The organism is Yimella lutea (assembly GCF_006715095.1).
Lineage (GTDB): Bacteria > Actinomycetota > Actinomycetes > Actinomycetales > Dermatophilaceae > Yimella > Yimella lutea.
This window is the reverse complement of sequence record NZ_VFMO01000001.1, coordinates 1,522,036-1,542,287: the sequence shown is the minus strand read 5'-3', so window position 1 is coordinate 1,542,287 and position 20,252 is coordinate 1,522,036. Positions and strand designations below refer to the sequence as shown.

Below are 20,252 nucleotides of genomic sequence, written 5' to 3'. Positions count from 1 at the left end.
CGGATCTCAGCGCCCTCGGGCGCGAACTCTGGTGAGCGAGAACGCTGTCGGGGTCACTCCGTTGTATCGGAGCGCCGTCTCCTTGACGACCTTCAATGACCGGTCACGAGCAACGGCATCGGCGAACCGGCGCTTGTCGTCGGTGATGATCACCGCCCGCCCGTCCTGAGTCAGTACTCGACCCAGTTCCCGCACCAGGCCGGGGTACAACGTGTCGTTCTCCTGGTTCGAACCGATCCGCTTGCCGAACGGGACATCGGAGACGACCCGATCGACGGACGCGTCCGCCAGGTCGAGGTAGGTGGCGTCCCCCTCTTCGGTGAACACCCGGTCCTTCAGACCGAACGTGCGAATATTTTTGCGCGCCAAGGCGATCGACTCGGGGCTGAGGTCGACGATCAATCCGCGCCCGTCTCGTCCGATCGCGTCCACGATGGGGATCGTGCCGACACCGCCGCACGGGTCGAGCAGCGCCATTGCGGGCTGCAGTTTCGCCAAACGCAGCACGCCGGCCGCGACCGACGGCGGAGTGGTCGCGGGAAGACGCTCCATCGCACCGAACCGGGCTGCCCAGGCGAGCGGGCCGATCTCGGCTCGATTCGTCCCCGGAACAAGGTTGACCTGCCAGTCCCCCGGTTCATTGCGCCATCCGGTCTGATATCCGACCGCCCGGACGATCCCATCCCGTACGGTGGGGTCCTTCTCATGGACCCGGAACGCGACGTCGCCGTCGAATCCGGCCGCGCGGCACAGCTTTTCAGCATCCTCCAGCGGCGCTCCGGGCGACCAGGACATGGCCACCCTGTCGACCATGGGGTTCGAGCGGACCACATCGATCTCGTCCACGGTGACTGTCAATTCACCCTCGCCGCTGACGACCGCTCGGGCGCCCGCCTGCTGCAGGTCGCCGCGCAGGAGGTCTTCGAGGCCGACGGCACAGGTGACGATCAGATGCATCCCCCCATCTTCGCCGAGTGGCCGGGCCATGAACCACCGGCCGGGCTATATCCCGGCCACCAGGTCATACCCCGGCCACTCGACAAGACGGTGTCAATCGATGAGAACCGTTGCGACGCGGACGAGCCCCGGGTTGTCATAATCGTCACCCTCGACGTCACCGCGGGCCCAGGTGAGCAGCAACCGCGGACCGAGTACCTCGACGCGGGCCAGGTTGTTGTCGAACCACGGACCGTGGGTGGTCTCCCAGTCGAAATCGGGCTTCTTGACCTTGGGGAACTTGCTGACCAGCGAGCGCATCGGGCCGCCCATCCAGCCCGCGAGCGTGCCCTGCAGCATGCGGACGTGGCGCGGCAGCGGGTTGCGGATCGGCGAGCAGACGGCCTGGACGATCTTGGACTCGATCGGCTCGCGGGTCCTGGTGACCTCGTTGACGTAGGAGTTGTGGACGTCGCCGGACAGGAAGGTGATCGTGGCGGGCGCCTTGCCGCGCTCGCCGCGCGCCACCTGCATCACCATCTGCGAGACGTCGCGAAAGGACTTCTCGAACGCGGCCCAGTGCTCGAGGTCGACGGCCTGCCGCACCTTCTCACCGAGCTTCGCCAGGCGAGGACGGTCACCCTGCGCCCAGGTCTCGTTCATCGACTCCAGGTCGTGGATTCCGGTCGGGAGCAGGAAAGGCAAGGACGATCCGATGAACAGGTGCTGGCAGTCGCCGCGCATCTGCTCGTCGAGCCAGGCGAGTTCGTCGGCGTCGAGCATCGCCCGGTGGTCCGGACGCAGGTCGCGCGCCGCCCGTGAATCGATCACGATGACGCGGGACTCCCCCAGGTCACGGGTGAACGAGAAGCGGTACGTGGTGGGGTCCTTGTCGACCTCCTCACCGAACGCGTCGACGACCTCCGTGAGGTCGAGCTCGCTCGAATCGCGGTGTGCAGCAATGATCTTCCAGATCTTGTCGTCCTGCAGCGCCTCGTGGTCGAGGTTGCCGGCGTGCTGATAGATCCAGTACGAACCGAGGGCGCCGACGATGCGCTCGTGCCACCACGGCTTCTTGTTCATCTCCTCGTGCCAGGCGGCCGAGGTGTTCCAGTCGTCACGGACGTCGTGGTCGTCGAAGATCATCGCGCTCGACAGCGTGGACAGCAGCCACCGGTTGGCCGGTTCGGTCCAGGCGAGGCGGTAGAGCTCGGCGTACTCGATGAAGTCCTTGACCTCCTCGCCGGGCGGGTCGTCGAGGCCTCGCCGCTTCTCGATGAAGTCGCGCATCTGCGGCGAGGTGTCGTCGGCGTACAACTGGTCACCGAGGAAGAGAACGAAGTCGGGCCAGTGGTCGGGGTTGCGCCGCATCTCGTACGCATACGAACGCATCGCGTCGACGCCGTGCAGGTCGGTGCCCTCCTTGTCGTGCGACACCGAGGTGCGGCACGAACCGAACAGGAAGGACGCGTCCTTGGCGGGGTCGAGCGTTGCGATCCGGCTCGGCGGGAACTCGCTGTCGGCTTCGGGCCAGACCTGCCGGTCGCCGAGATCGACCGAATAGTCCTGGATGCTGGCCGGCTCGAGGCCGTCGACGAGCACGATCGCGTAGTGGTGTCCGTGCGCGGAGAAGGTCTGACACGACCACTCGCGCCCCTCGCTGCGAACGGTCACCCGGCAATGCTCGTCGGTCTCGACGAAGATCGTCGCGTTCGTCTCGCCCACATAGCGCAGGACGGGACCAAGAACCAATGAAGCCATGCCCTCATCCCACCACTCGAAGGGGCCTGGAACGGCTGTCCGAGACCGACGAGTCCATCACGCCTCTACACCCGAAGTTCAGCGTTCCGGTCGCCATCACGACCGGAACCGGCGTCGTTCAGCCGATCGGATCGCCCTGCACCGGACCGTCGGTGTTCGGCTTCCACCCGAGCGCCGGCGCGACATGTTCGGCGAACGAACGCAGCACGTGCAGGTTGTACTCGACGCCCAGCTGAGCCGGGATGGTCAACATCAGGGTGTCGGCCGACATCACCGCCGCGTCGTCGCGCAATTGTTCGATGAGCACGTCCGGCTCGGCGGCGTAGGTCTTGCCGAACGTCGAGCGGAAGCCGTCGATCACACCGACCTGGTCGGCGCTGTCGCCCGATCGCAGACCGAAGTACATCTGGTCCTGCGCGTTCATCAACGGAAAGACGCTGCGGCTCACCGAGACTCTCGGCGTCCAGTCGTGCCCGGCGGCCTTCCACGCAGTGCGGTAGCGATCGATCTGCTCCGCCTGCAGGTCACCGAACGCCTGGCCGGTGGCCTCGGTGAGCAGGGTGGAACTCATCAGGTTCACGCCCTGTGCCGCAGCCCACTCGGCGGTGTCACGGCTACCCGCTCCCCACCAGATCCGACGGTCCAGCCCCGGTGCGTGCGGTTCGATGCGCAACTTCTGGCCGGGACCGAACTGGGCCGGGTCGGCGTCGGCCACCGGCACGCCACGTACGGCGTCCATGAAACGTTCGAACTTCGGACGCGCGATGTCGGCGCCGCGGGGGTCGGCGGAACCGGTGTACCCGAACGCCTCCCAGCCGCGCAGCGCCGGTTCGGGTGACCCACGACTCACGCCCAGCGCCACCCGGCCGTCCGACAGCAGGTCCAGGGCCGCCGCTTCCTCCGCGAGGTAGAGCGGGTTCTCGTAGCGCATGTCGACGACGCCGGTGCCCACCTCGATGTTGTCGGTGCGCGCAGCAATGGCGCTCAGCAGGGGCATCGGGGACGCCGCCTGCTTGGCGAAGTGGTGCACGCGAAAGTACGCGCCGTTGACGCCGATCGCGTCGGCACCGACCGACAACTGCACGGCCTGCTGCAACATCTCGCGGGCTTCGTAGCCGGAGAAGCCGTAGTGGCCGAAACTCAAGAAACCGAAAGCCTTCATGGATACGACAACCACGGGCCGGTCGTTGCTGTTCCAGGGTCCTGCCCGACTACGCGCGGGGCAGCAGGAACCTCGTCCCACTACCGAGCACCGATGGCTTTCCACTGTCGGGAACTGCGAGCAGCAGCATCAACACAGCAGGGCGGCGCAGGCTGTGGGTGGGTTGCGTCGACCCCTTCATCACCTTGGCGACCTCAGGGCTGAACCAGAGCTCGTACTTGTCGGACGCAGCCGTCCAGTCGCAGTCGAGGGTGACCATGGCGAGCGTCATGGCTCCGGTCCGTTGCATCCGAACCGCCTGGGTGCCGACCAGCGTGGCCTTGCGCGCATCCGATCGAGCCCGGTCGCCCCAGCCTGCACAGTCGTAGCTGATCCGCACCCGATCGGTGACCGGAATATTTTTCTGACCACCGATTTACACAGGTAAGCACTTCGTAAAGGCTGTCGGCCGACTCGTAGGGGACAATGGTTTCGTGATGGGAGCGAGGAACAAGCGCATCGCGGCCGGCGGTGTCGCCGCAGCCGGCCTTGCTGCCGCCATCGCGTGGTCCTCCTCTGCGGAGTCGAATGCCGGACTCACCGGTCGCTCCTGGACGCTCGCCTCGGTCGCCGAACCCGGCTCTCCCAGTCAGGACGCGTCCGGCTCCGGCGCGCGAATCCAACTGAGCGGCAACAACATCGAGGGCAGCGACGGCTGTGCACCGTTCAGGGGCAAACTTGTGGAAACGGCGGACGCTCGCTATTCGACGGACGCCGTCGCGGTGGCGACGGTCGCCTGCCTCAACCCACAGGCCGGCAAGGGCGCCTCGATCGAGGCAATGAACGCGTTGCTGGGCACGGAAAACTTCTCCCTGACCTCCAAGGACGGACGCCTGGTTGCGACGACGGACGACGGCTGGCGCCTGGTGTTCGACCGCCGCTGACCGCAACCGCCCACGCACGACGAAGGCCGCCGACCCTTTCGGATCGACGGCCTTCGCCTGGAGTGAGGATCACTCGGAGTCGGAGTCCGACCCCTCGTTGTTGTCACCCTCGTCGTTCTTGCGGCCACGTCCGCGACCACCACGACGGCGACGGCGACGCTCGCCCTCACCATCGCCCGACTCGTCCGAGGAACCCTCGGCGTCGGCGTGGTTGTCGCCCTTGACCTCGTCGGCCTGGGTGTCGACCTGAGCTTCGGACCGGTCATCGGACGCCGGGGCGTCGGCAACCGGGCCGGTGGCGGCGTCCGGCACATCGGACGAAGCGGCCGGGGCCGAGTCGTCGGAGGAACCTGCAGCCTCGACCACGGCAAGCGAGAGCTTGCCGCGCGGGTCGATCTCCTTGAGCTCGACCTGGACCTTCTGGCCGATCTTCAGGACGTCGTCCACCGAGTCGATGCGCTTGCCACCGACGAGCTTGCGCACCTCGGAAATGTGCAGCAGACCATCCTTGCCCGGCGTCAGGGAGACGAACGCACCGAAGGTGGTCGTCTTGACGACGGTGCCCAGGAAGCGCTCGCCGACCTCGGGCATCTGCGGGTTGGCGATCGCGTTGATCGCCGCGCGCGCAGCCTCGGCCGACGGACCATCGGTCGCACCGATGTAGACGGTGCCGTCGTCCTCGATGGAGATGTCGGCGCCGGTGTCCTCCTGGATCTGGTTGATCATCTTGCCCTTCGGGCCGATGACCTCACCGATCTTGTCGACCGGCACCTTCACCGCGATGACGCGCGGAGCGAACGGCGACATCTCGTCGGGAGCGTCGATCGCCTCGTTCATCACGTCGAGGATGTGCAGGCGCGCGTCGCGGGCCTGGGTCAGCGCACCGGCGAGCACGTCGGCGGGGATGCCGTCGAGCTTGGTGTCGAGCTGGATCGCGGTGACGAACTCCTTGGTACCGGCGACCTTGAAGTCCATGTCACCGAAGGCGTCCTCGGCACCGAGGATGTCGGTCAGCGCGGCGTACTGCACCTCGCCGTCGACCTCCGCGGAAACCAGACCCATGGCGATGCCGGCGACCGGGGCGCGCAGCGGCACACCGGCGTTCAGCAGGGACAGGGTGGACGCGCAGACCGAGCCCATCGAGGTCGAACCGTTGGAGCTGAGCGCCTCGGAGACCTGACGGATGGCGTACGGGAACTCCTCGCGGGTCGGCAGCACCGGCATGAGCGCACGCTCGGCCAGGGCGCCGTGACCGATCTCGCGGCGCTTGGGCGAACCCACGCGGCCGGTCTCACCGGTCGAGTACGGCGGGAAGTTGTAGTTGTGCATGTAGCGCTTGCGCGACACCGGCGAAAGGGTGTCGAGCTGCTGCTCCATGCGCAGCATGTTCAGCGTGGTGACACCCATGATCTGGGTCTCGCCGCGCTCGAATATCGCCGAGCCGTGAACGCGCGGGAGCACCTCGACCTCGGCCGAGAGCGCACGGATGTCCTTCAGGCCACGGCCGTCGATGCGCACCTTGTCGCGCAGGATGCGCTCGCGGACGAGCTTCTTCTGCAGCGAACGGAACGCAGCGGAGATCTCCTTGTCGCGGCCCTCGAACGGACGGCCTTCGCCGCCCAGGTCGGCCTTCAGCGAGTCCTTGATCTCGTCGAGTCGGTGCTCGCGCTCCTGCTTGTCACCGATCTGCATCGCAGCTTCGGTGTCGGCGAGGCCGGCCTGCTCGACAGCCTTGTAGGCGTCGTCCTGGTAGTCCAGGAACAGCGGGAACTCCTGCACCTCCTTGGCAGCCTTCGAAGCAAGCTCCGACTGCGCCTCACAGAGCACGCGAATGAAGCCCTTGGCGGCCTCCAGACCCTGGGCGACGACCTCTTCGGTCGGCGCCTGAGCACCCTGGTTCTTCACCAGGTCCCAGGTGGACTCGGTCGACTCGGCCTCGACCATCATGATCGCGACGTCGTCGCCGACGACCCGACCGGCGACGACCATGTCGAAGGTCGAACGCTCGATGTCGGAGAAGTTGGGGAACGCAACCCACTGACCGTCGATCAGCGAGACGCGGGTGGCACCGATCGGGCCGGAGAACGGCAGACCGGAGATCTGGGTCGACGCCGAGGCGCCGTTGATCGCCAGCACGTCGTACTGATGGTCGGGGTTCAACGACAGCACCGTGATGACGACCTGGACCTCGTTGCGCAGACCCTTGACGAAGGCCGGACGCAGCGGGCGGTCGATCAGACGGCAGGTGAGGATCGCGTCGGTCGAGGGACGACCCTCGCGACGGAAGAAGCTGCCGGGGATCTTGCCGGCGGCGTACATGCGCTCTTCGACGTCGACCGTCAGCGGGAAGAAGTCGAACTGGTCCTTCGGTTGCTTGCCGGCCGCAGTGGTCGCAAGCAAGGTGGTCTCTTCGTCCAGGTAGCAGAGCACAGCTCCACCGGCCTGCTTGGCGAGGCGTCCGGTCTCGAACCGGACCGTACGAGTGCCGAACTTGCCGTTGTCGATGGTGGCTTCGGCGAACGTGATTTCTGGACCCTCCATGTGGGCCCTCCTGTTCTTCTCAATCTCGTCGCACATCGTCGTTGTGTGCGAACGGGCTTTCTTCTCAAGGGGATCGGGTGAGGCGACGCATTCGGTACGTCCTACCTCGCGGACGGTCCCCTCCTACGCGACAAGGCGATCCACCCGCAGGTGGATCGCCTCGTGACGCAAGTCTTCAATTATCGGCGCAGGCCCAGACGCTTGATCAGCGAACGGTAACGCTCGATGTCGATCTCCTCGAGGTAACGCAGCATGCGCTTGCGCTGACCGACCAGGAGCAGCAGACCACGACGGCTGTGGTGGTCGTGCGGGTGCTGGCGCGAGTGCTCGGTGAGCTCACGAATGCGCTCGGTGAGCAGTGCGACCTGCACCTCGGGCGAACCGGTGTCGCCTGCGGCGCTGCCGTACTCGGCAACGATCTCGGCCTTACGGGCGGTGGTGAGTGGCATGTTGCGGCGACTACCTTTCGTCATGTTGTTGCGCGGTGCACCTGGGCTTGTTCACCAGGGCGCTCTGGATCCGCGGCCGTTGGACGGCATTGCCAAAGGTACCAGCGGCCCGGCGTCCCGCCCTAATCGGCGAGGCTCGTCGGTCGACCGAATGCTGCCTTGCGGGACGCGCGACGCAGGGTGAGCAGGATCGGACGTCCGGTGATGGCGATCAGGACGGACGTGGTGATCGCGCGGCCGAGGTCCCAGCCGAGGGACGTGGCCAGGTTGAACGCCAGGAAGTGCTTGAGGTTGGTCAGCAGCGGACCACCGGGAACGACCGAGATCGCGGGCTCCCCGGTCGTGCCGAGGGGCCAGAAATAGAAGTTCAGGATCCAGCCGTACAGCAGGCTGGAGATGATTCCGTAGCCGATCAGCATGAAGATCTCCGCCCGTCCGCGCAGCGGTGGCAGCAGACCGGCGCCGAGCGCGATCCACCCCGCCCCTAGCATCTGGAAGGGCAGCCAGGGACCGATGCCCGCGGTGAGGATCGCCGAGGCGAACATGCTCGTACATCCGAGGACGAAGCCGAAGCCGGCGCCGAAGACCCGTCCGGACAGCACCAGCAGGAAGAACATCACCTCGATGCCCCCGGTGCCGGCGCCGAGCGGCCGCATCATCGCGTCGACGGCCGACAGCACACCGAGCATCGCGATCGCTTTGGAGTCGATGCCGCCCTCGCTCACCTCCGACAACACGACCGCCAGCAGGAGCGGGAGCATCAGTGCGAACAGCAACGGAGCATCATTGGTGTGCGAGGCGAGCGTCGAGTCGGCCGTGATGAACAACGGCCACGCGAACCCGATCACGCCCACGATGCTGACCAGCGCGATCGCGAGCGCGGAGCGCGGACGCAACGGGATCGCCTTCGCCCGACCGCTGGGTACATGCGTGGTGGTGGCCGTCATGAGCGCGCGCGCCTGACCTGGTCGACGGTCAGCAACGGCAACGGCGCCAGGATCTTGGCCATCTGAGGCGCGAACGCAGGCGAGCCGAGCAGTACGTCCGAGGTCGTTCCGGACGCGACCACGTCGCCATCGGCCATGAAGATCACGTCGTCGGCCGTTTCGGCGATGAACTCGACATCGTGGCTGGACACGAGTACGGCCTGGCCACGATCGGCGCACGTCCGCAGCGTCGCGCGCAGGGCCGCCTTGGCGGCGTAGTCGAGGCCGCGCGTGGGTTCGTCCAGCAGCACGACCGAGGGTCGGGCGGTCAATTGGACGGCGAGCACGAGAGCCAGGCGCTGACCTTCGGAAAGGTCGCGCGGGTGCCGGTCGAGGACGATGTCGGGCACCATCTCGCGCAGCAGGCGCTCGCAGGTGCCCGACGGTGCGTCGCTCTCGGCGTCCGCCTGAGTGCACTCAGCGCAGACCGTGTCGAGATAGAGCAGGTCACTCGCACTCTGCGGCACCAACCCGACACGCGAGCGGCGTTGCGGCACAGCGATCTTGGACGGTTCGACCCACGTTCCGTCGGCGTCGACAGTCACCGTGCCGGACGCCGGACGGGTGGCTCCCTGCAGCGCCCACATCAGCGTGGACTTGCCGCACCCGTTACGCCCCATGAGTGCGGTGATGCCGCCTCGACGCAGTTCCAGGTCAACATCGTTCACCGCGGTGAAGTCGCCGTAGGTGACGCGAATTCCCTTGGCACGCAGGGCGACCGGACCGCTGGTGAGGTTCGCGGGTGGCTCCAGGTCGTCGTGTTGTTCGAGTTCGGTGTGCAGTCCGCGTGCTTTGCGCCGCGCGTCCCGCACCGACAGCGGCAAGGGTGACCAGCCCTGGTCACGTCCGAGTTCGACGACGGGCGGCGCGACCGTGGCGGTGCGCATGATCTCGGCGGGCTCCCCCACCTCGACCAGCCCGTCCCGCGTGACGTGGATGAGCGTGTCGGCGTACTGCAGCACGCGCTCGATGCGGTGCTCGGCCATGACAACCGTGACCGACAGGTCGTGCACCAGCCGGGTGATCGTCGCCAGCACGTCCTCGGCTCCGGTGGGGTCGAGCGCGGAGGTCGGTTCGTCGAGCACGAGCACCTGGGGCTGCAGGGTCAGCACGCTGCCGATGGCGACACGTTGTTGCTGTCCCCCGGACAGGTCACGCAGCGCCAGATGCCGCAGGTCGGCGATGCCGAGCAGGTCGAGCGTCTCCTCGACGCGCTTGCGCATCACCTGCTGCGGGATGCCGAATTGCTCCATCGCGTAGGCGAGTTCCTCCTCGACGGTGTCGGTGACGAACCCCGCGAGCGGGTCCTGCCCGACATACCCGATGAGGTCGGCCATCTCCCGCGGCAGATGGTCGCGGGTATCACGTCCGTGTACCCGCACGTGCCCGGTGAGCAGTCCGCCGGTGAAGTGCGGCACGAGTCCGTTGATCGCGCCGAGCAGCGTCGACTTGCCCGACCCGGTGCGTCCGACGAGCACCGCGAGTTCACCTTGCTCCAGTTCGATGCTCACATCGCGTACTGCGGGTGTGGGTTCGTCGGCGTAGGTGATGGTGACGCGGTCGAACTCGATCGCCGGGAAGCTCATGAGATCTCCTGCATCTGCTGGTTCTGTCGGGGTCCCCGCTTGGGTTTGGGCGGCAGCGGCGGGGTGACGAAGGCCGGCAACGCCGCCACGAGCAGCCCGAGCACCGCAGTGAGCGGCACGAGCGGGGTGCCGAGGGTCGGCTCGAGCGGCATGATCGTCGCGAGCGGGTTTCGTTCCAGCGCAACGATCATCGCGACCAGAGCGGTGACCCCGCACAGCGACACGATCGTCTCGGCGGACTTCCACGGATCCGACCGGTACACCGAACGCGGCACTCGACGTCCGCCCCACCAGACCGCGAGCGCGCCGAGCACGAGGCCGGCCACTGTCGCGACCGTCGCCCACAGCGGGATGGCCTGGTCACCGCGATCGTCGAGCAGTCCGTAGAGCCCGACACACACCGCCATCAGCCCGCCGAGCGACAGCACTCCGATGAGGCGGCGGTCACGATGGCTCACCGAGAGGCGGGTGCCGAACCCGCGTGAGTCCATCGAGGCAGCCAGCAACAACGAACGGTCGAGGGTGTCCTGCAGGACCGGGAGCGCGATCACGCGCAGGGCACGCACCCCCTTGACCGAGGTCCCGCGAAGTTCTCGCGCCCGGGCCACACGCTTGGCGCTCTCGGCCAGTTGCGGGACGACGGTGAGCGCGATGACGACCGCGGTGCCGATGTCCCGGACGGCAGCGGGCAGCGCGCGCAGCAGACGCCGCGGGTTGGCGAGCGCGTTGGCGGCGCCGAAGCAGAGCAACATGGTCGCCAGGCGCAGGCCTTCACACAATGCCGCGATGAGGTCTTCCAGCGGGATCGGGCCGAGCAACTGGATACCCGCAGCCCAGGACGGAAGGTCGACCGTCGGCAGGGTCACCAGGATCGTCGGGCCGGCCTTGGATCCGATCAGCACGAACAGCACCATGCGGGTGACGATGACGAACAGTCCCAGCCAGGCGTACATCGTGAACGATCTCGCCCACGGTGCGTCCGGACGGCGCGCGATCACGACGAGGACGACGACGGTGAGGGCCAGGAGCAGGAGCACCGGGTTGGTCGTGCGGGTGACCGCTGCCGCGAGGCAGCATGCCCACAGCCACCAGGCGCCCGGGTGTACGAACCGGGCAGCCTGGGCCGACGACCGACCCGGTGTGCTCACTCCTGCGGTCGACGGCGCAGCGCCAGCACGCCCGCCAGGCCGGCGAGCGCGACCGTGGCACCACCGCCGATCAACAGGCCGAGGTTCGTGCCGCCGCCACCGGAGTTCGTGCGCTGCGAGGCCGCGACCTCGGTGCGCTGCCCAGTCGCCGCCGGGCCATCGACGCTGGAGGTGGCCGGGGCCTGCGTCGAGGCAGCCGATGACGGCTGCGCACTGGCCGCGGACGTCTTGTCAGCGGCACTCGAACTCGCCGTCGCCGACGTGGATCCTTTGGGTGAATTCGACTGTGCCGCAGCACTCTTCGAAGCGCTCGAGGACGCCGAAGCACTCTGCTTCGGCGAGGCCCCGGACGCTGTCGAGCTCGGCTGCGTTCCCGCCGGCCGGCCCGAGGTCGACGACGATTTCGAACCCGACGTCGGACGTGCCGCGTTCGACGACGGACGGGGCGCAGTGCTTGTCGGCCTGCTCGTCGGCCTGCTCGTCGAACTGCTGGTCGACGTGCTCGACGGCCGCGGCGCCGTGGTGCTCGGTCGCGGAGTCTGCGTCGGGGTGGCGGTCGGTTTCGGCGCCGAGGGCACCACCGAGGGCGCTCCCCCGGACCCGAACCGGAAGCCGATCCAGGTGCCGGCCGGAGCCGAGAACGTGGCGACGCCGGTGTTGGAGTAGGTCCACCCCGAGCCCGCGCGACCGTGGAAGAAGGCCCAGTAGGCGCTGGCCGGAGCAGTGCGCATACACGGGTCGGAGGTCGGGTTGCCGTCGATCCGGCACAGGAAGTAGCCGGGCTGCAGTTGCGCCCGCTGCGGGGTGTGTCCCGCCGCGCGCAATGCATCGAGCGCGGAACCGTAGGAGCCCGGGGCGCAGCGGGTGCTGGCTCCCCCGGTGTACTGCACGACCACGGTCACACCCGAGCAACTCGCAGCGGCGGTCCGCACCGAGCTGCTTGCCTGCCCATGTGCAGGAGCGACGCCGATGAGAGCGAATGCGAGCGTGAACGCAGCCAACAGTCGCACCCAGACCCGCGTACGGGAATCAGCGACGACGACGGCCATGAGCCACTGCCCCCGCACCGATGCTTGCGAAGAACGCGCCGACGCCGGCCAGCACGCCGAGGTCCGCTCCACCGTCGGAGGAGGTCGGACCGTCGGTGACAACCGGCGGACCGGTGACGATCGACGTGGTCGAGGACATGGTCGAGGACGTGGTCGCAGTACCGGCCGAGGTCGTCGTCGTGCTGGATGTCGTGCTGGATGTCGTGCTGGACGTCGTGGTGGATGTCGAGCTCGACGGGCTCGAGGTCGAACTCGGCGAAGCCGTAGCCGTGGGAGACGAGGTCGGGTTCGTTCCGCAGTCCAGTGCCGCGACACCGGCGGAGCCGCCCGCAATGGTCCGGACGTAGGGCGTGAGGGTGAGCGCCAGCATCGCCTGCGGGGTCGCGCGCGTCTCCTGGTCGGTGACCACCGCGCGGGAGCCGGCGGCGATCTTCGCATCGAACGCCGGCTTGTCGTAGGCGATCGCACCGCGCAGCGCAGCGGGCGCCGAGCAGCCGAACTGGAGCGTCTTCACGAAGGCCTTCGCCTTCGCCGCGTTGTCGGTGCGGCCGGCCAGGGTGAAGGCCACGGCGGCAAGTCCGGCGCTGTTGGAGTTGGGGCTCTCGGTCGAGGTGCCACCGCGCACTCCACCCGATGCGACCTGCTGCGTGGCCAGGTAGCCGGCGGCCTTCGACACCGCGGTTGTGCGGCCGTTGGCCGCGAGAGCCTGCACGGCGAACGAGGTCACATCGGAGTCACTGGTGCACTTCGCTGCGCCGAGTTCGAGACGGAAGCCACCGTCGGCGCACTGCTGCGCGACCAGGAAGTCGATCGCCTTGGTCGGGACCGCCTCACCGGAACGCTTGAGCGCGATCAAGGCCCACGACTGGCCGATCGTGTTGGAGTAATCGCCGTACTCGGACTTGTCGCTGAAACGACCCGCGGCGGTCTGCATGCTCTTGAGCTTGGTCAGCAGGGCGCCGGAGGGACGGCCGGTGGCCTGCAGCATCACGACCTGCTTGGCAAGCGACCCGGCATACGCCTCGGAACCGGCTCCGTAGTACGAGGTGCCGTTGGCGACCAACCAGTCGGCGGTCTTGGAGATCTGCGCCGTGCCGGTGCCGGTACCGGCAACACCGAGCAGAGCGTCGATCGTGAGGCCGTAGTCCGGGTAGCTCTCGCCACCGAACTCGGCGTTCAGGTAGTTGCCCTTCGCGGCGAGCTGGCCCGCCATGAAGGCGGACGCGGCGTCATCAGGGGTGGTGGCGGCGTGGGCCGGCGCGATGGCGAGCGCAAATGCGGCAAGGGTCGCGGTGCCCGCGAAACCCGCACGGGCGGTGGTGAGGAGAGTCATGGTTCCTTCTTCCAGACGGCCCTGGGCGCGGGCCGCCGAAAGAGGTTCGGCGCTCGCCCGTAGACCTCGACGGGGATGTGAGCTGACATCGGCTAAGGAGCTCCGGCTCGTTCCTCGTTGCCGAGGAACCTACGGTTGCGGGTCAGCGCCGGACTTGGACCGGCTTTCCCCCCACTGATGCGCAGCATCACTCTACTCGCCCGTGCCGAGCCCATGAACCACCCTGCACATCGCGAACTCAGGGGCGGGTGCGCAACACGTCCCAGATCTGGCGGGCAGCCGGCACCGCAGCTCGCGCTGCGAGACCGCCTTGTTCGATCATGACCACCACGACGTACTGCTTGCCGCTCCTGGTCTTCGGGCCGTACGAGGCGAACCACGCGGTGGCGTCCTTTCCGTACACCTCACCGGTGCCGGTCTTGCCCGAGATGGGGTAGTCGTCGGGGAAATCGACGAACGCCGGGTGCGCGGTGCCGGTCGGTTCGGTGACGACGCGGCGCAACCCGTCGGTGAGAACCGTCTGAGCGGCGGCCGACAACACGAGCCGCCCGTTGGCGACCGGCGAGATCCGTGAGGCGGCAGAACCGTCCGAGGTGCGTGTGGCCGCGGCGACTTGCGGTTGCCAGATGGTGCCGCCGTTCGCAACGGCTGCATACCCGACCGCCAGCTGCAGCGGCGAGACGAGCATGTCTCCCTGTCCGATCGAGAGGTTCACCGCGTCGCCGGCCTGCCATTGATAACCGTAGGAGCAGTTCTCCTGTGCCAACTTCTTGAAGTACTCCGCCTGCTTCGTGTCAGAGACCTCGGGGTAGCCGCTCTTGGCCCGGCGACACATCGATGCCTTCGTGGTGTTCCAACGCTCGAGCTTCCACGCGCGGCTGGGGACATTGCCCGCCACTTCACCGGGCAGGTCGATGCCCGTGCGTCGGCCGAAGCCGAACTGCTTCGCCATCTGCGAGTACGGATCGGTCTTGCTCACGTCGCCCTTCAGGCCTCCCTCGGAGATCCAACGGGCGAACGCCCAGCGATAGAACACCGTGTCGCACGACACCTGCAGGGCCGCCGGCATGTCGATGGCGCCGAAGGCGGCCGACTCGTAGTTCTTGAAGACCCGGCTGCCGACCGTCACCTGCGAGGAGCACTCGTACCGCCCCTTCGGGTCGACGCCGGACGCGATGGCCGCCGGCATGGTGACCGCCTTGAACGTGGACGCCGGTGGTTGCAGAGTTCCGATCACCCGGTTGGTCAGCGGATTGTGTGCCTTCGGATCGCTGAGCTTGCGGTACTCCGCCGCGGTGATGCCCCCGGTCCACACGAGTGGGTCGTACGTCGGGTTGCTGGCCATCGCGACCACAGCCCCGGAGGACGCGTCCAGGACGACAGCCGCTCCCCCGGTCACCGGTCGTTTCGCCGTGCGCAACCGACCGATCGTCTCGGCGAGTGCGGACTCGGCGGCCCGTTGCACCGGCACGTCAAGGTGCGTCAGGACGTCCTGGCCACCGACGGCCGGGGTGGTGCTGACCGTCCTGACCGGCAGTCCGCGCGCGTCGACAGCCAGCACGGTGCGTCCGGAGGTGCCGCGCAGCACCTTGTCGTAGCTGGACTCCAGTCCGCTGCGGCCGAGCAGGTCGGCGGCGTTGAGCGACGAATCACGTTGCAGGTCAGCGGCATTGGTGCGTCCGAGGTAGCCGACCACCTGAGCGGCATTCACTGCCGACGGTGCCGGGAACCGGCGTACCTGCTGCTGACGCACAGCCAGTCCCGGGAAGTCCTCCGGACGCTCGAGCAGTGTCATCGACAGCCCGGGGTCGACGTTGCTCAGCACGGGTATCGGCTCGACGGGGCTGCCGGAGAAGCACACCGGTGCCGGCGGGGCGTCCTTGGTGCCGCACGCCTTGGTGCGCCCGAGCATCTCCTCGACGTCACCGCCGATCAGGCGCTGGACGCGAGTGAGGACCGCGCGCCCACCGTCCCGGCTCTCGGCGAGGGTCGTCGGGTCCATGGTGAGCACCCAGGTGGAACCATTGGTGACCAGCGGTGTCCCGTCCGCGGCCAGGATGCGGCCGCGGGTCGCGGGGGCGTCGACGGTGCGCGTGTTGATCCGTTGTGCGGCCTGCTTCATCGCGGGACCGTCGACCACCTGCAACTGGAACAATCGTCCTGCAAGCACGCCGAGCACGAGCACGGTGATGACCAGGATCGCCCAGATGCGGGCTGTGTACGGCGCTGCGACGTTCGCCCGGTAGCCACGCGGATACTCGATCGAGTCGCGACGCCACCTCACGCCAGACCTCTTGCGACCAAGTAGGACTCCGCTCGGATCACGAGTGGCACGATCACCGCGCCGGCCAGTGCGGTACAGACGATCAATGCGGATGCATGGGTCAGGTTCGGCGTCTGCCCGGCAGCGAGCGAGGTCAGCAGACGCAGCAACTGGATCCCGGTGGCCGCGAGCGCCACGGTGACGATCGGCACCAGGATCGAGGCACGCACCGAGCGCTGAAGCACCCCACAGCCGGCACCGACAGCAGCGTGGGTCAGGGCGGTGAGACCCAGCGGTGCCGAACCCGGTGGCACCAGGTCGACCGTCAGCCCGGCCGCGAGGCCGAACAGCGCACCGGCCTGAGTGCCGGAACTCAGGCCCACTGCGACGACGAGGACGAGCACCAGATCCGCCGGTACACCCCCGGACGGAAGCACGGTGACGGTGAGCAGCGCGGCGAGCGACAACAGCAGCGCCCGCAGGACGGTGAGTCGGCTGGGGATCACGAGCCGCCCCGGATCGCCGGACGCGCGGGAACACTGCCCGCAGGGAACACGACGCCGACGAGGTCGAGGCGCGTCGGGTCGACCGCCGGTCGGACGACCGCGGTCGGGCCGCCCTGTCCACGGTCGGGATCCACGGCGACCACCGTGCCCACCGGAACCTCGCGCACGAACGGGGTCTCCTCGATGCTGCCGAGGGTGGTGACCCGGTCTCCGACCTTCGCCGGCGTCAGACCGGCGATCCGTACCGTGAGCAGTCCTGCTTCACGGCCGGGCAGTCCTGCGGGGGCGGTGGAAGCGAGCGAGGCGAGCAGCCGGTCGTCCCCCACCCGTACGCCGACCACGCTGGACGGGTCGGTCAGCAGTTGAACGGTCGCCGAACGGGTGCTCACCAAGACGACCCGGCCGACAAGACCTCCGGCCGCTATCACCGTGAGGTTGGTCCGGACACCGTCGCTCGACCCGGCATCGATGGTGACCTGTTTCAACCTGCCGACAGTGACTCCGGGGGTGAACCCGATGACCTGCGCCGCGACGAAGGTGCGACCGTCGGCCGCCGCCGATCCGCGCAACGTCCGTAACGCGGCCAGGTCGGCAGCGTTCGATCTCGTGTCTGCGGACGACCGCCGGGCCTCGTCCCGTTCGCGCGTGAGCCGCGCGATCTCGTCGTCGTGCCCGGTGAACACGTCCTGTACCGGAGAGACGATCTCGGCGGCCGCTCGGCGCAGCGGGGCGGTCGCCGAGGGCGCCGCCTGGTCGACGACGGCGATCGCCAGGCACCCGGCCAGGCCGACGGCGAGGACCCGCCGTCGGGTCTGTGGCCGGAACGCCATCTCAGCCTTGAGCCTGCGCGTCCCCGACCTCGAGAGCGGCGTCGAGAATGGTTAGCCCCTCCCGCAGTTGGTCGTCGGGGATGTTCAGGGCGGGCACGACGTGGATCCGGTTGTAGTTGACGAAGGGCAGCAGACCGTTCTTCTTGCACTCGGCGACGACCGCGTCCATCGCCGGGCTCGATCCGCCGTACGGTGCGAGGGGTTCGCGAGTTTCCTTGTCCCGCACCAGTTCCAGCGCCCAGAAGGCGCCGACACCGCGTACATCGCCGAGGCAGGCATGGTCGCCCGCCATCTTCTGCAGGGCCGGCCTGATGATGTCGTCGCCCAGGCGGCGGGCGTTCTGCACCATCCCCTCCTCGCGCATCGCGTTGATCGTGGCGACAGCGGTGGCACACGCCAACGGGTGTCCGGAGTAGGTCAGGCCACCCGGATAGGGCTTCTCGGCGAACGACTCGAACACCTTCGGCCCGACGATCACACCGCCGAGCGGGATGTATCCGGACGTGATGCCCTTGGCGAACGTGATGAGGTCGGGTTCCACGCCGTGGTCGTCCAGCGCCAGCCAGTTGCCGGTGCGGCCGAAACCGGCCATCACCTCGTCGGCGATGTAGACGATGCCGAACTCGTCGCACAGGTCGCGCACACCCTGCAGATATCCCGGCGGCGGCGGCATGATGCCGGCGGTGCCGGGGATGGTCTCCAGCAGGATCGCCGCGATCGTGGACGGACCCTCCAACTCGACGGTGCTGCGCAGGTGGGCCAGCGCGCGCTCGCACTCCTCCTGCTCGGTGGTGGCGTGGAACTGCGAGCGGTACAGGAACGGACCGCGGAAGTGGACGATGCCGGCGTTCCCGTAGTCGCTGGCGAACCGGCGCGGGTCGCCGGTGGCATTGAGGGCGGTCTGGGTGCCCCCGTGGTAGCTGCGGTAGCGGGTCAACACCTTGATGCGTCCGGTGTGCAGCCGCGCCATCCGGATCGCGTGCTCTATCGCCTCCGCGCCGGCATTGGTGAAGAAGGTGTGGTTCATGTCACCGGGTGCGATCTCGGCGATCAGGCGAGCAGCCTCGGAACGCTCGGCGTTCGCGTGCGCCGGCGCGATGGTGCACAGCTTGGCCGCCTGGTCCTGGATCGCCTTGACGACCTTCGGGTGCTGGTGACCGATGTTGGTGAACACCAGTTGCGAGGTGAAGTCCAGGTAACGCTTGCCCTCGTCGTCCCACAGGTAGGAGCCCTCGGCGCGGTCGACCACCATCGGGTTGATCTTGCGCTGAGCCGACCAGGAGTGGAAGACGTGGGCGCGGTCGAGTTCGAAGGCGCGGGAGGGGCTCATCGGGTTCCTTCCGGGTTGCAGGACACGAGTGGATTCGAGGGCGGAGAAGTCAGTACCGCTTGCTGTCTACCAGCACTCGCTGCAGGGTGCCGAACTCCTCGACACATCGTCCCGCACCGCGAGCGACCGAGCGCAGCGGCTCATCGGCCACGCGCACCGGTACGCCGAGTTCATGGCGCAATCGCGCGTCGATGCCGCGCAGGAGTGACCCGCCGCCGGTGAGCACGATGCCGTGATCGAGGACGTCGCCGGCCAGTTCGGGCGGGCAGACGTCCAACGTCGCGCGCACCAGTTCGCAGATCTGCAGCAGCGGCACGTCGATCGCCCGCCGCACCTCCTGGGAGGTGACCGTGACCGTCTTGGGCAGGCCGCTCACCAGGTCGCGCCCGCGCACCCGCATGGTGCGTTCTTCACGCAGCGGGAACGCCGATCCGATCTCGACCTTGATGTCCTCGCTGCTGCGCTCCCCCAGCAGCAACGAGTACTCGTTCTTCACGAACGCGACGATCGCCTCGTCGATCTCATCGCCGCCCACCCGGATCGAGCGGGCCTGGACGATGCCGCCGAGGCTGATCACGGCGACGTCCGTCGTGCCGCCGCCGATGTCGAGCACCATGCTCGCCTTGGCCGCTTCGACCGGGAGTTCGGCGCCGAGCGCAGCCGCCATCGCTTCCTCGATCACGTAGACCCGGCGGGCGCCGGCACGGGTGGCCGCATCCTCCAGCGCCCGGCGTTCGACCCCCGTGACCTCGCTCGGCACGCACACCACCATGCGCGGACGCAGCAGTCGGGACGGGTGCACCTGGGCGATGAAGTAGCGCAGCATCCGTTCGGCGACGTCGGCGTCGTTGATCACCCCGTCGCGCAGCGGCCTCATCACGTCGACGTGGCCGGGCGTCCGGCCGAGCATCTCGCGGGCCTTGGATCCGGCCGCGATGAGCCGTCCGGTGCCTACTTCGAGCGCGACGACCGACGGCTCGTCGAGCACGACGCCGCTCCCGCGCGCGTAGACGACGGTGTTGGCGGTGCCGAGATCGACTGCTAGGTCACGCCCGGTGGGCAGCAGTCGGCGGGTCACCAACTGATCGTAATTGGCTGCGCCGGTTGCCCGTTCAGTACCCGCGGTACGACCCCTTGATCGCGTCGAGGATGGCCGGGTGCAACAGGGTCGACGGCGGCATCATGAGCTGTGCCCGATCGGGCGGGAAGGTCTGCGCCGCGAGGAGCACCCGCGAGTCGACGAACCTCATCGCAGATGCATCGCCGGGCACCGCTACCCGCGGCGTGCTGCGCGCGGCGAGGTGGAATCCCCAGTCGCCGAAGCTCGGCACATCGACGTGATAGGCGGCGGTCTTCAGGCCTACACTGCGCAAGGTGGCCTGGATGGTCCAGTAGGCCCGCTGGCCAGGGGGACGACGGCCGGGTCGAGGTCGACCGGCGTCACCTGCT

Annotated in this window: 18 protein-coding genes; 2 read left to right on the top strand and 16 right to left on the bottom strand. The window is 68.1% G+C overall.

Annotated features, from left to right (window positions below; translation table 11 throughout):
• Nucleotides 1-6 precede the first annotated feature (6 nt).
• The 4 genes from FB459_RS07330 to FB459_RS07315 all read right to left on the bottom strand — a co-directional run bounded on the left by FB459_RS07330 (nucleotide 7) and on the right by FB459_RS07315 (nucleotide 4,130).
• On the bottom strand, nucleotides 7-957 hold the full coding sequence (locus FB459_RS07330; protein ID WP_170221771.1) for a TRM11 family SAM-dependent methyltransferase: 951 nt from the start codon (nucleotides 955-957) through the stop codon (nucleotides 7-9).
• 93 nt (nucleotides 958-1,050) lie between these two features.
• The gene (locus tag FB459_RS07325; protein ID WP_141927987.1) at nucleotides 1,051-2,697 is read right to left on the bottom strand and encodes an alkaline phosphatase D family protein; all 1,647 of its coding nucleotides are present in this window, start codon (nucleotides 2,695-2,697) and stop codon (nucleotides 1,051-1,053) included.
• 118 nt (nucleotides 2,698-2,815) lie between these two features.
• Complete coding sequence (locus FB459_RS07320) at nucleotides 2,816-3,859, bottom strand: LLM class flavin-dependent oxidoreductase (protein WP_141927986.1); 1,044 nt, start codon at nucleotides 3,857-3,859, stop codon at nucleotides 2,816-2,818.
• 49 nt (nucleotides 3,860-3,908) lie between these two features.
• On the bottom strand, nucleotides 3,909-4,130 hold the full coding sequence (locus FB459_RS07315; RefSeq protein WP_141927985.1) for a hypothetical protein: 222 nt from the start codon (nucleotides 4,128-4,130) through the stop codon (nucleotides 3,909-3,911).
• Nucleotides 4,131-4,332: 202 nt separating this feature from the next.
• On the opposite strand from FB459_RS07315, the gene FB459_RS07310 reads away from it, so the two are divergent.
• Complete coding sequence (locus FB459_RS07310; protein WP_141927984.1) at nucleotides 4,333-4,782, top strand: META domain-containing protein; 450 nt, start codon at nucleotides 4,333-4,335, stop codon at nucleotides 4,780-4,782.
• A 69-nt stretch (nucleotides 4,783-4,851) separates the two neighbouring features.
• On the opposite strand, the gene FB459_RS07305 is transcribed toward FB459_RS07310, so the two are convergent.
• The 5 genes from FB459_RS07305 to FB459_RS07285 all read right to left on the bottom strand — a co-directional run bounded on the left by FB459_RS07305 (nucleotide 4,852) and on the right by FB459_RS07285 (nucleotide 11,492).
• Complete coding sequence (locus tag FB459_RS07305; protein WP_141927983.1) at nucleotides 4,852-7,323, bottom strand: polyribonucleotide nucleotidyltransferase; 2,472 nt, start codon at nucleotides 7,321-7,323, stop codon at nucleotides 4,852-4,854.
• Between the two features lie 179 nt (nucleotides 7,324-7,502).
• Nucleotides 7,503-7,772: a 30S ribosomal protein S15 gene (gene rpsO / locus FB459_RS07300; protein WP_129624911.1), complete on the bottom strand. Its 270-nt coding sequence runs from the start codon at nucleotides 7,770-7,772 to the stop codon at nucleotides 7,503-7,505.
• Between the two features lie 122 nt (nucleotides 7,773-7,894).
• Nucleotides 7,895-8,719, bottom strand: coding sequence for an ECF transporter S component (locus FB459_RS07295; protein WP_141927982.1), 825 nt, complete (start codon nucleotides 8,717-8,719; stop codon nucleotides 7,895-7,897).
• Nucleotides 8,716-10,344 (bottom strand): ABC transporter ATP-binding protein, encoded by a 1,629-nt coding sequence (locus FB459_RS07290; RefSeq protein WP_141927981.1) that lies wholly within the window; start codon nucleotides 10,342-10,344, stop codon nucleotides 8,716-8,718. The genes FB459_RS07295 and FB459_RS07290 overlap by 4 nt, the downstream gene beginning before the upstream one ends.
• Nucleotides 10,341-11,492, bottom strand: coding sequence for an energy-coupling factor transporter transmembrane component T (locus FB459_RS07285; protein ID WP_141927980.1), 1,152 nt, complete (start codon nucleotides 11,490-11,492; stop codon nucleotides 10,341-10,343). Before FB459_RS07285 ends, FB459_RS07290 begins: the two co-directional genes overlap by 4 nt.
• An 87-nt stretch (nucleotides 11,493-11,579) precedes the next feature.
• On the opposite strand from FB459_RS07285, the gene FB459_RS07280 reads away from it, so the two are divergent.
• A complete protein-coding gene (locus tag FB459_RS07280; RefSeq protein ID WP_141927979.1) occupies nucleotides 11,580-12,158 on the top strand; it encodes a hypothetical protein in 579 nt (192 codons plus the stop codon).
• 363 nt (nucleotides 12,159-12,521) lie between these two features.
• Here the strand turns inward: FB459_RS07280 and FB459_RS07275 are convergent, their stop codons facing one another.
• The 7 genes from FB459_RS07275 to FB459_RS07245 all read right to left on the bottom strand — a co-directional run bounded on the left by FB459_RS07275 (nucleotide 12,522) and on the right by FB459_RS07245 (nucleotide 20,176).
• A complete protein-coding gene (locus tag FB459_RS07275) occupies nucleotides 12,522-13,874 on the bottom strand; it encodes a prenyltransferase/squalene oxidase repeat-containing protein (protein WP_141927978.1) in 1,353 nt (450 codons plus the stop codon).
• A 238-nt stretch (nucleotides 13,875-14,112) separates the two neighbouring features.
• On the bottom strand, nucleotides 14,113-16,158 hold the full coding sequence (mrdA, locus tag FB459_RS07270; RefSeq protein WP_246092359.1) for a penicillin-binding protein 2: 2,046 nt from the start codon (nucleotides 16,156-16,158) through the stop codon (nucleotides 14,113-14,115).
• On the bottom strand, nucleotides 16,155-16,643 hold the full coding sequence (locus FB459_RS07265) for a rod shape-determining protein MreD (protein WP_141927977.1): 489 nt from the start codon (nucleotides 16,641-16,643) through the stop codon (nucleotides 16,155-16,157). The genes mrdA and FB459_RS07265 overlap by 4 nt, the downstream gene beginning before the upstream one ends.
• Nucleotides 16,640-17,473, bottom strand: coding sequence for a rod shape-determining protein MreC (gene mreC, locus FB459_RS07260; protein ID WP_141927976.1), 834 nt, complete (start codon nucleotides 17,471-17,473; stop codon nucleotides 16,640-16,642). Before mreC ends, FB459_RS07265 begins: the two co-directional genes overlap by 4 nt.
• A 1-nt stretch (nucleotide 17,474) precedes the next feature.
• Nucleotides 17,475-18,803 (bottom strand): aspartate aminotransferase family protein, encoded by a 1,329-nt coding sequence (locus tag FB459_RS07255; protein WP_141927975.1) that lies wholly within the window; start codon nucleotides 18,801-18,803, stop codon nucleotides 17,475-17,477.
• Nucleotides 18,804-18,852: 49 nt separating this feature from the next.
• On the bottom strand, nucleotides 18,853-19,881 hold the full coding sequence (mreB, locus tag FB459_RS07250; protein ID WP_281279542.1) for a rod shape-determining protein: 1,029 nt from the start codon (nucleotides 19,879-19,881) through the stop codon (nucleotides 18,853-18,855).
• Between the two features lie 34 nt (nucleotides 19,882-19,915).
• Nucleotides 19,916-20,176, bottom strand: coding sequence for a hypothetical protein (locus tag FB459_RS07245; protein WP_141927974.1), 261 nt, complete (start codon nucleotides 20,174-20,176; stop codon nucleotides 19,916-19,918).
• Nucleotides 20,177-20,252: the final 76 nt, after the last annotated feature.

Coding starts and splice junctions, on each gene's coding strand:
- FB459_RS07330 (WP_170221771.1), bottom strand. CDS start 957: ATGCATCTGATCGTCACCTGTGCCGTCGGCCTCGAAGACCTCCTGCGC.
- FB459_RS07325 (WP_141927987.1), bottom strand. CDS start 2,697: ATGGCTTCATTGGTTCTTGGTCCCGTCCTGCGCTATGTGGGCGAGACG.
- FB459_RS07320 (WP_141927986.1), bottom strand. CDS start 3,859: ATGAAGGCTTTCGGTTTCTTGAGTTTCGGCCACTACGGCTTCTCCGGC.
- FB459_RS07315 (WP_141927985.1), bottom strand. CDS start 4,130: ATGACGCTCGCCATGGTCACCCTCGACTGCGACTGGACGGCTGCGTCC.
- FB459_RS07305 (WP_141927983.1), bottom strand. CDS start 7,323: ATGGAGGGTCCAGAAATCACGTTCGCCGAAGCCACCATCGACAACGGC.
- rpsO (WP_129624911.1), bottom strand. CDS start 7,772: ATGCCACTCACCACCGCCCGTAAGGCCGAGATCGTTGCCGAGTACGGC.
- FB459_RS07295 (WP_141927982.1), bottom strand. CDS start 8,719: ATGACGGCCACCACCACGCATGTACCCAGCGGTCGGGCGAAGGCGATC.
- FB459_RS07290 (WP_141927981.1), bottom strand. CDS start 10,344: ATGAGCTTCCCGGCGATCGAGTTCGACCGCGTCACCATCACCTACGCC.
- FB459_RS07275 (WP_141927978.1), bottom strand. CDS start 13,874: ATGACTCTCCTCACCACCGCCCGTGCGGGTTTCGCGGGCACCGCGACC.
- mreC (WP_141927976.1), bottom strand. CDS start 17,473: ATGGCGTTCCGGCCACAGACCCGACGGCGGGTCCTCGCCGTCGGCCTG.
- FB459_RS07255 (WP_141927975.1), bottom strand. CDS start 18,803: ATGAGCCCCTCCCGCGCCTTCGAACTCGACCGCGCCCACGTCTTCCAC.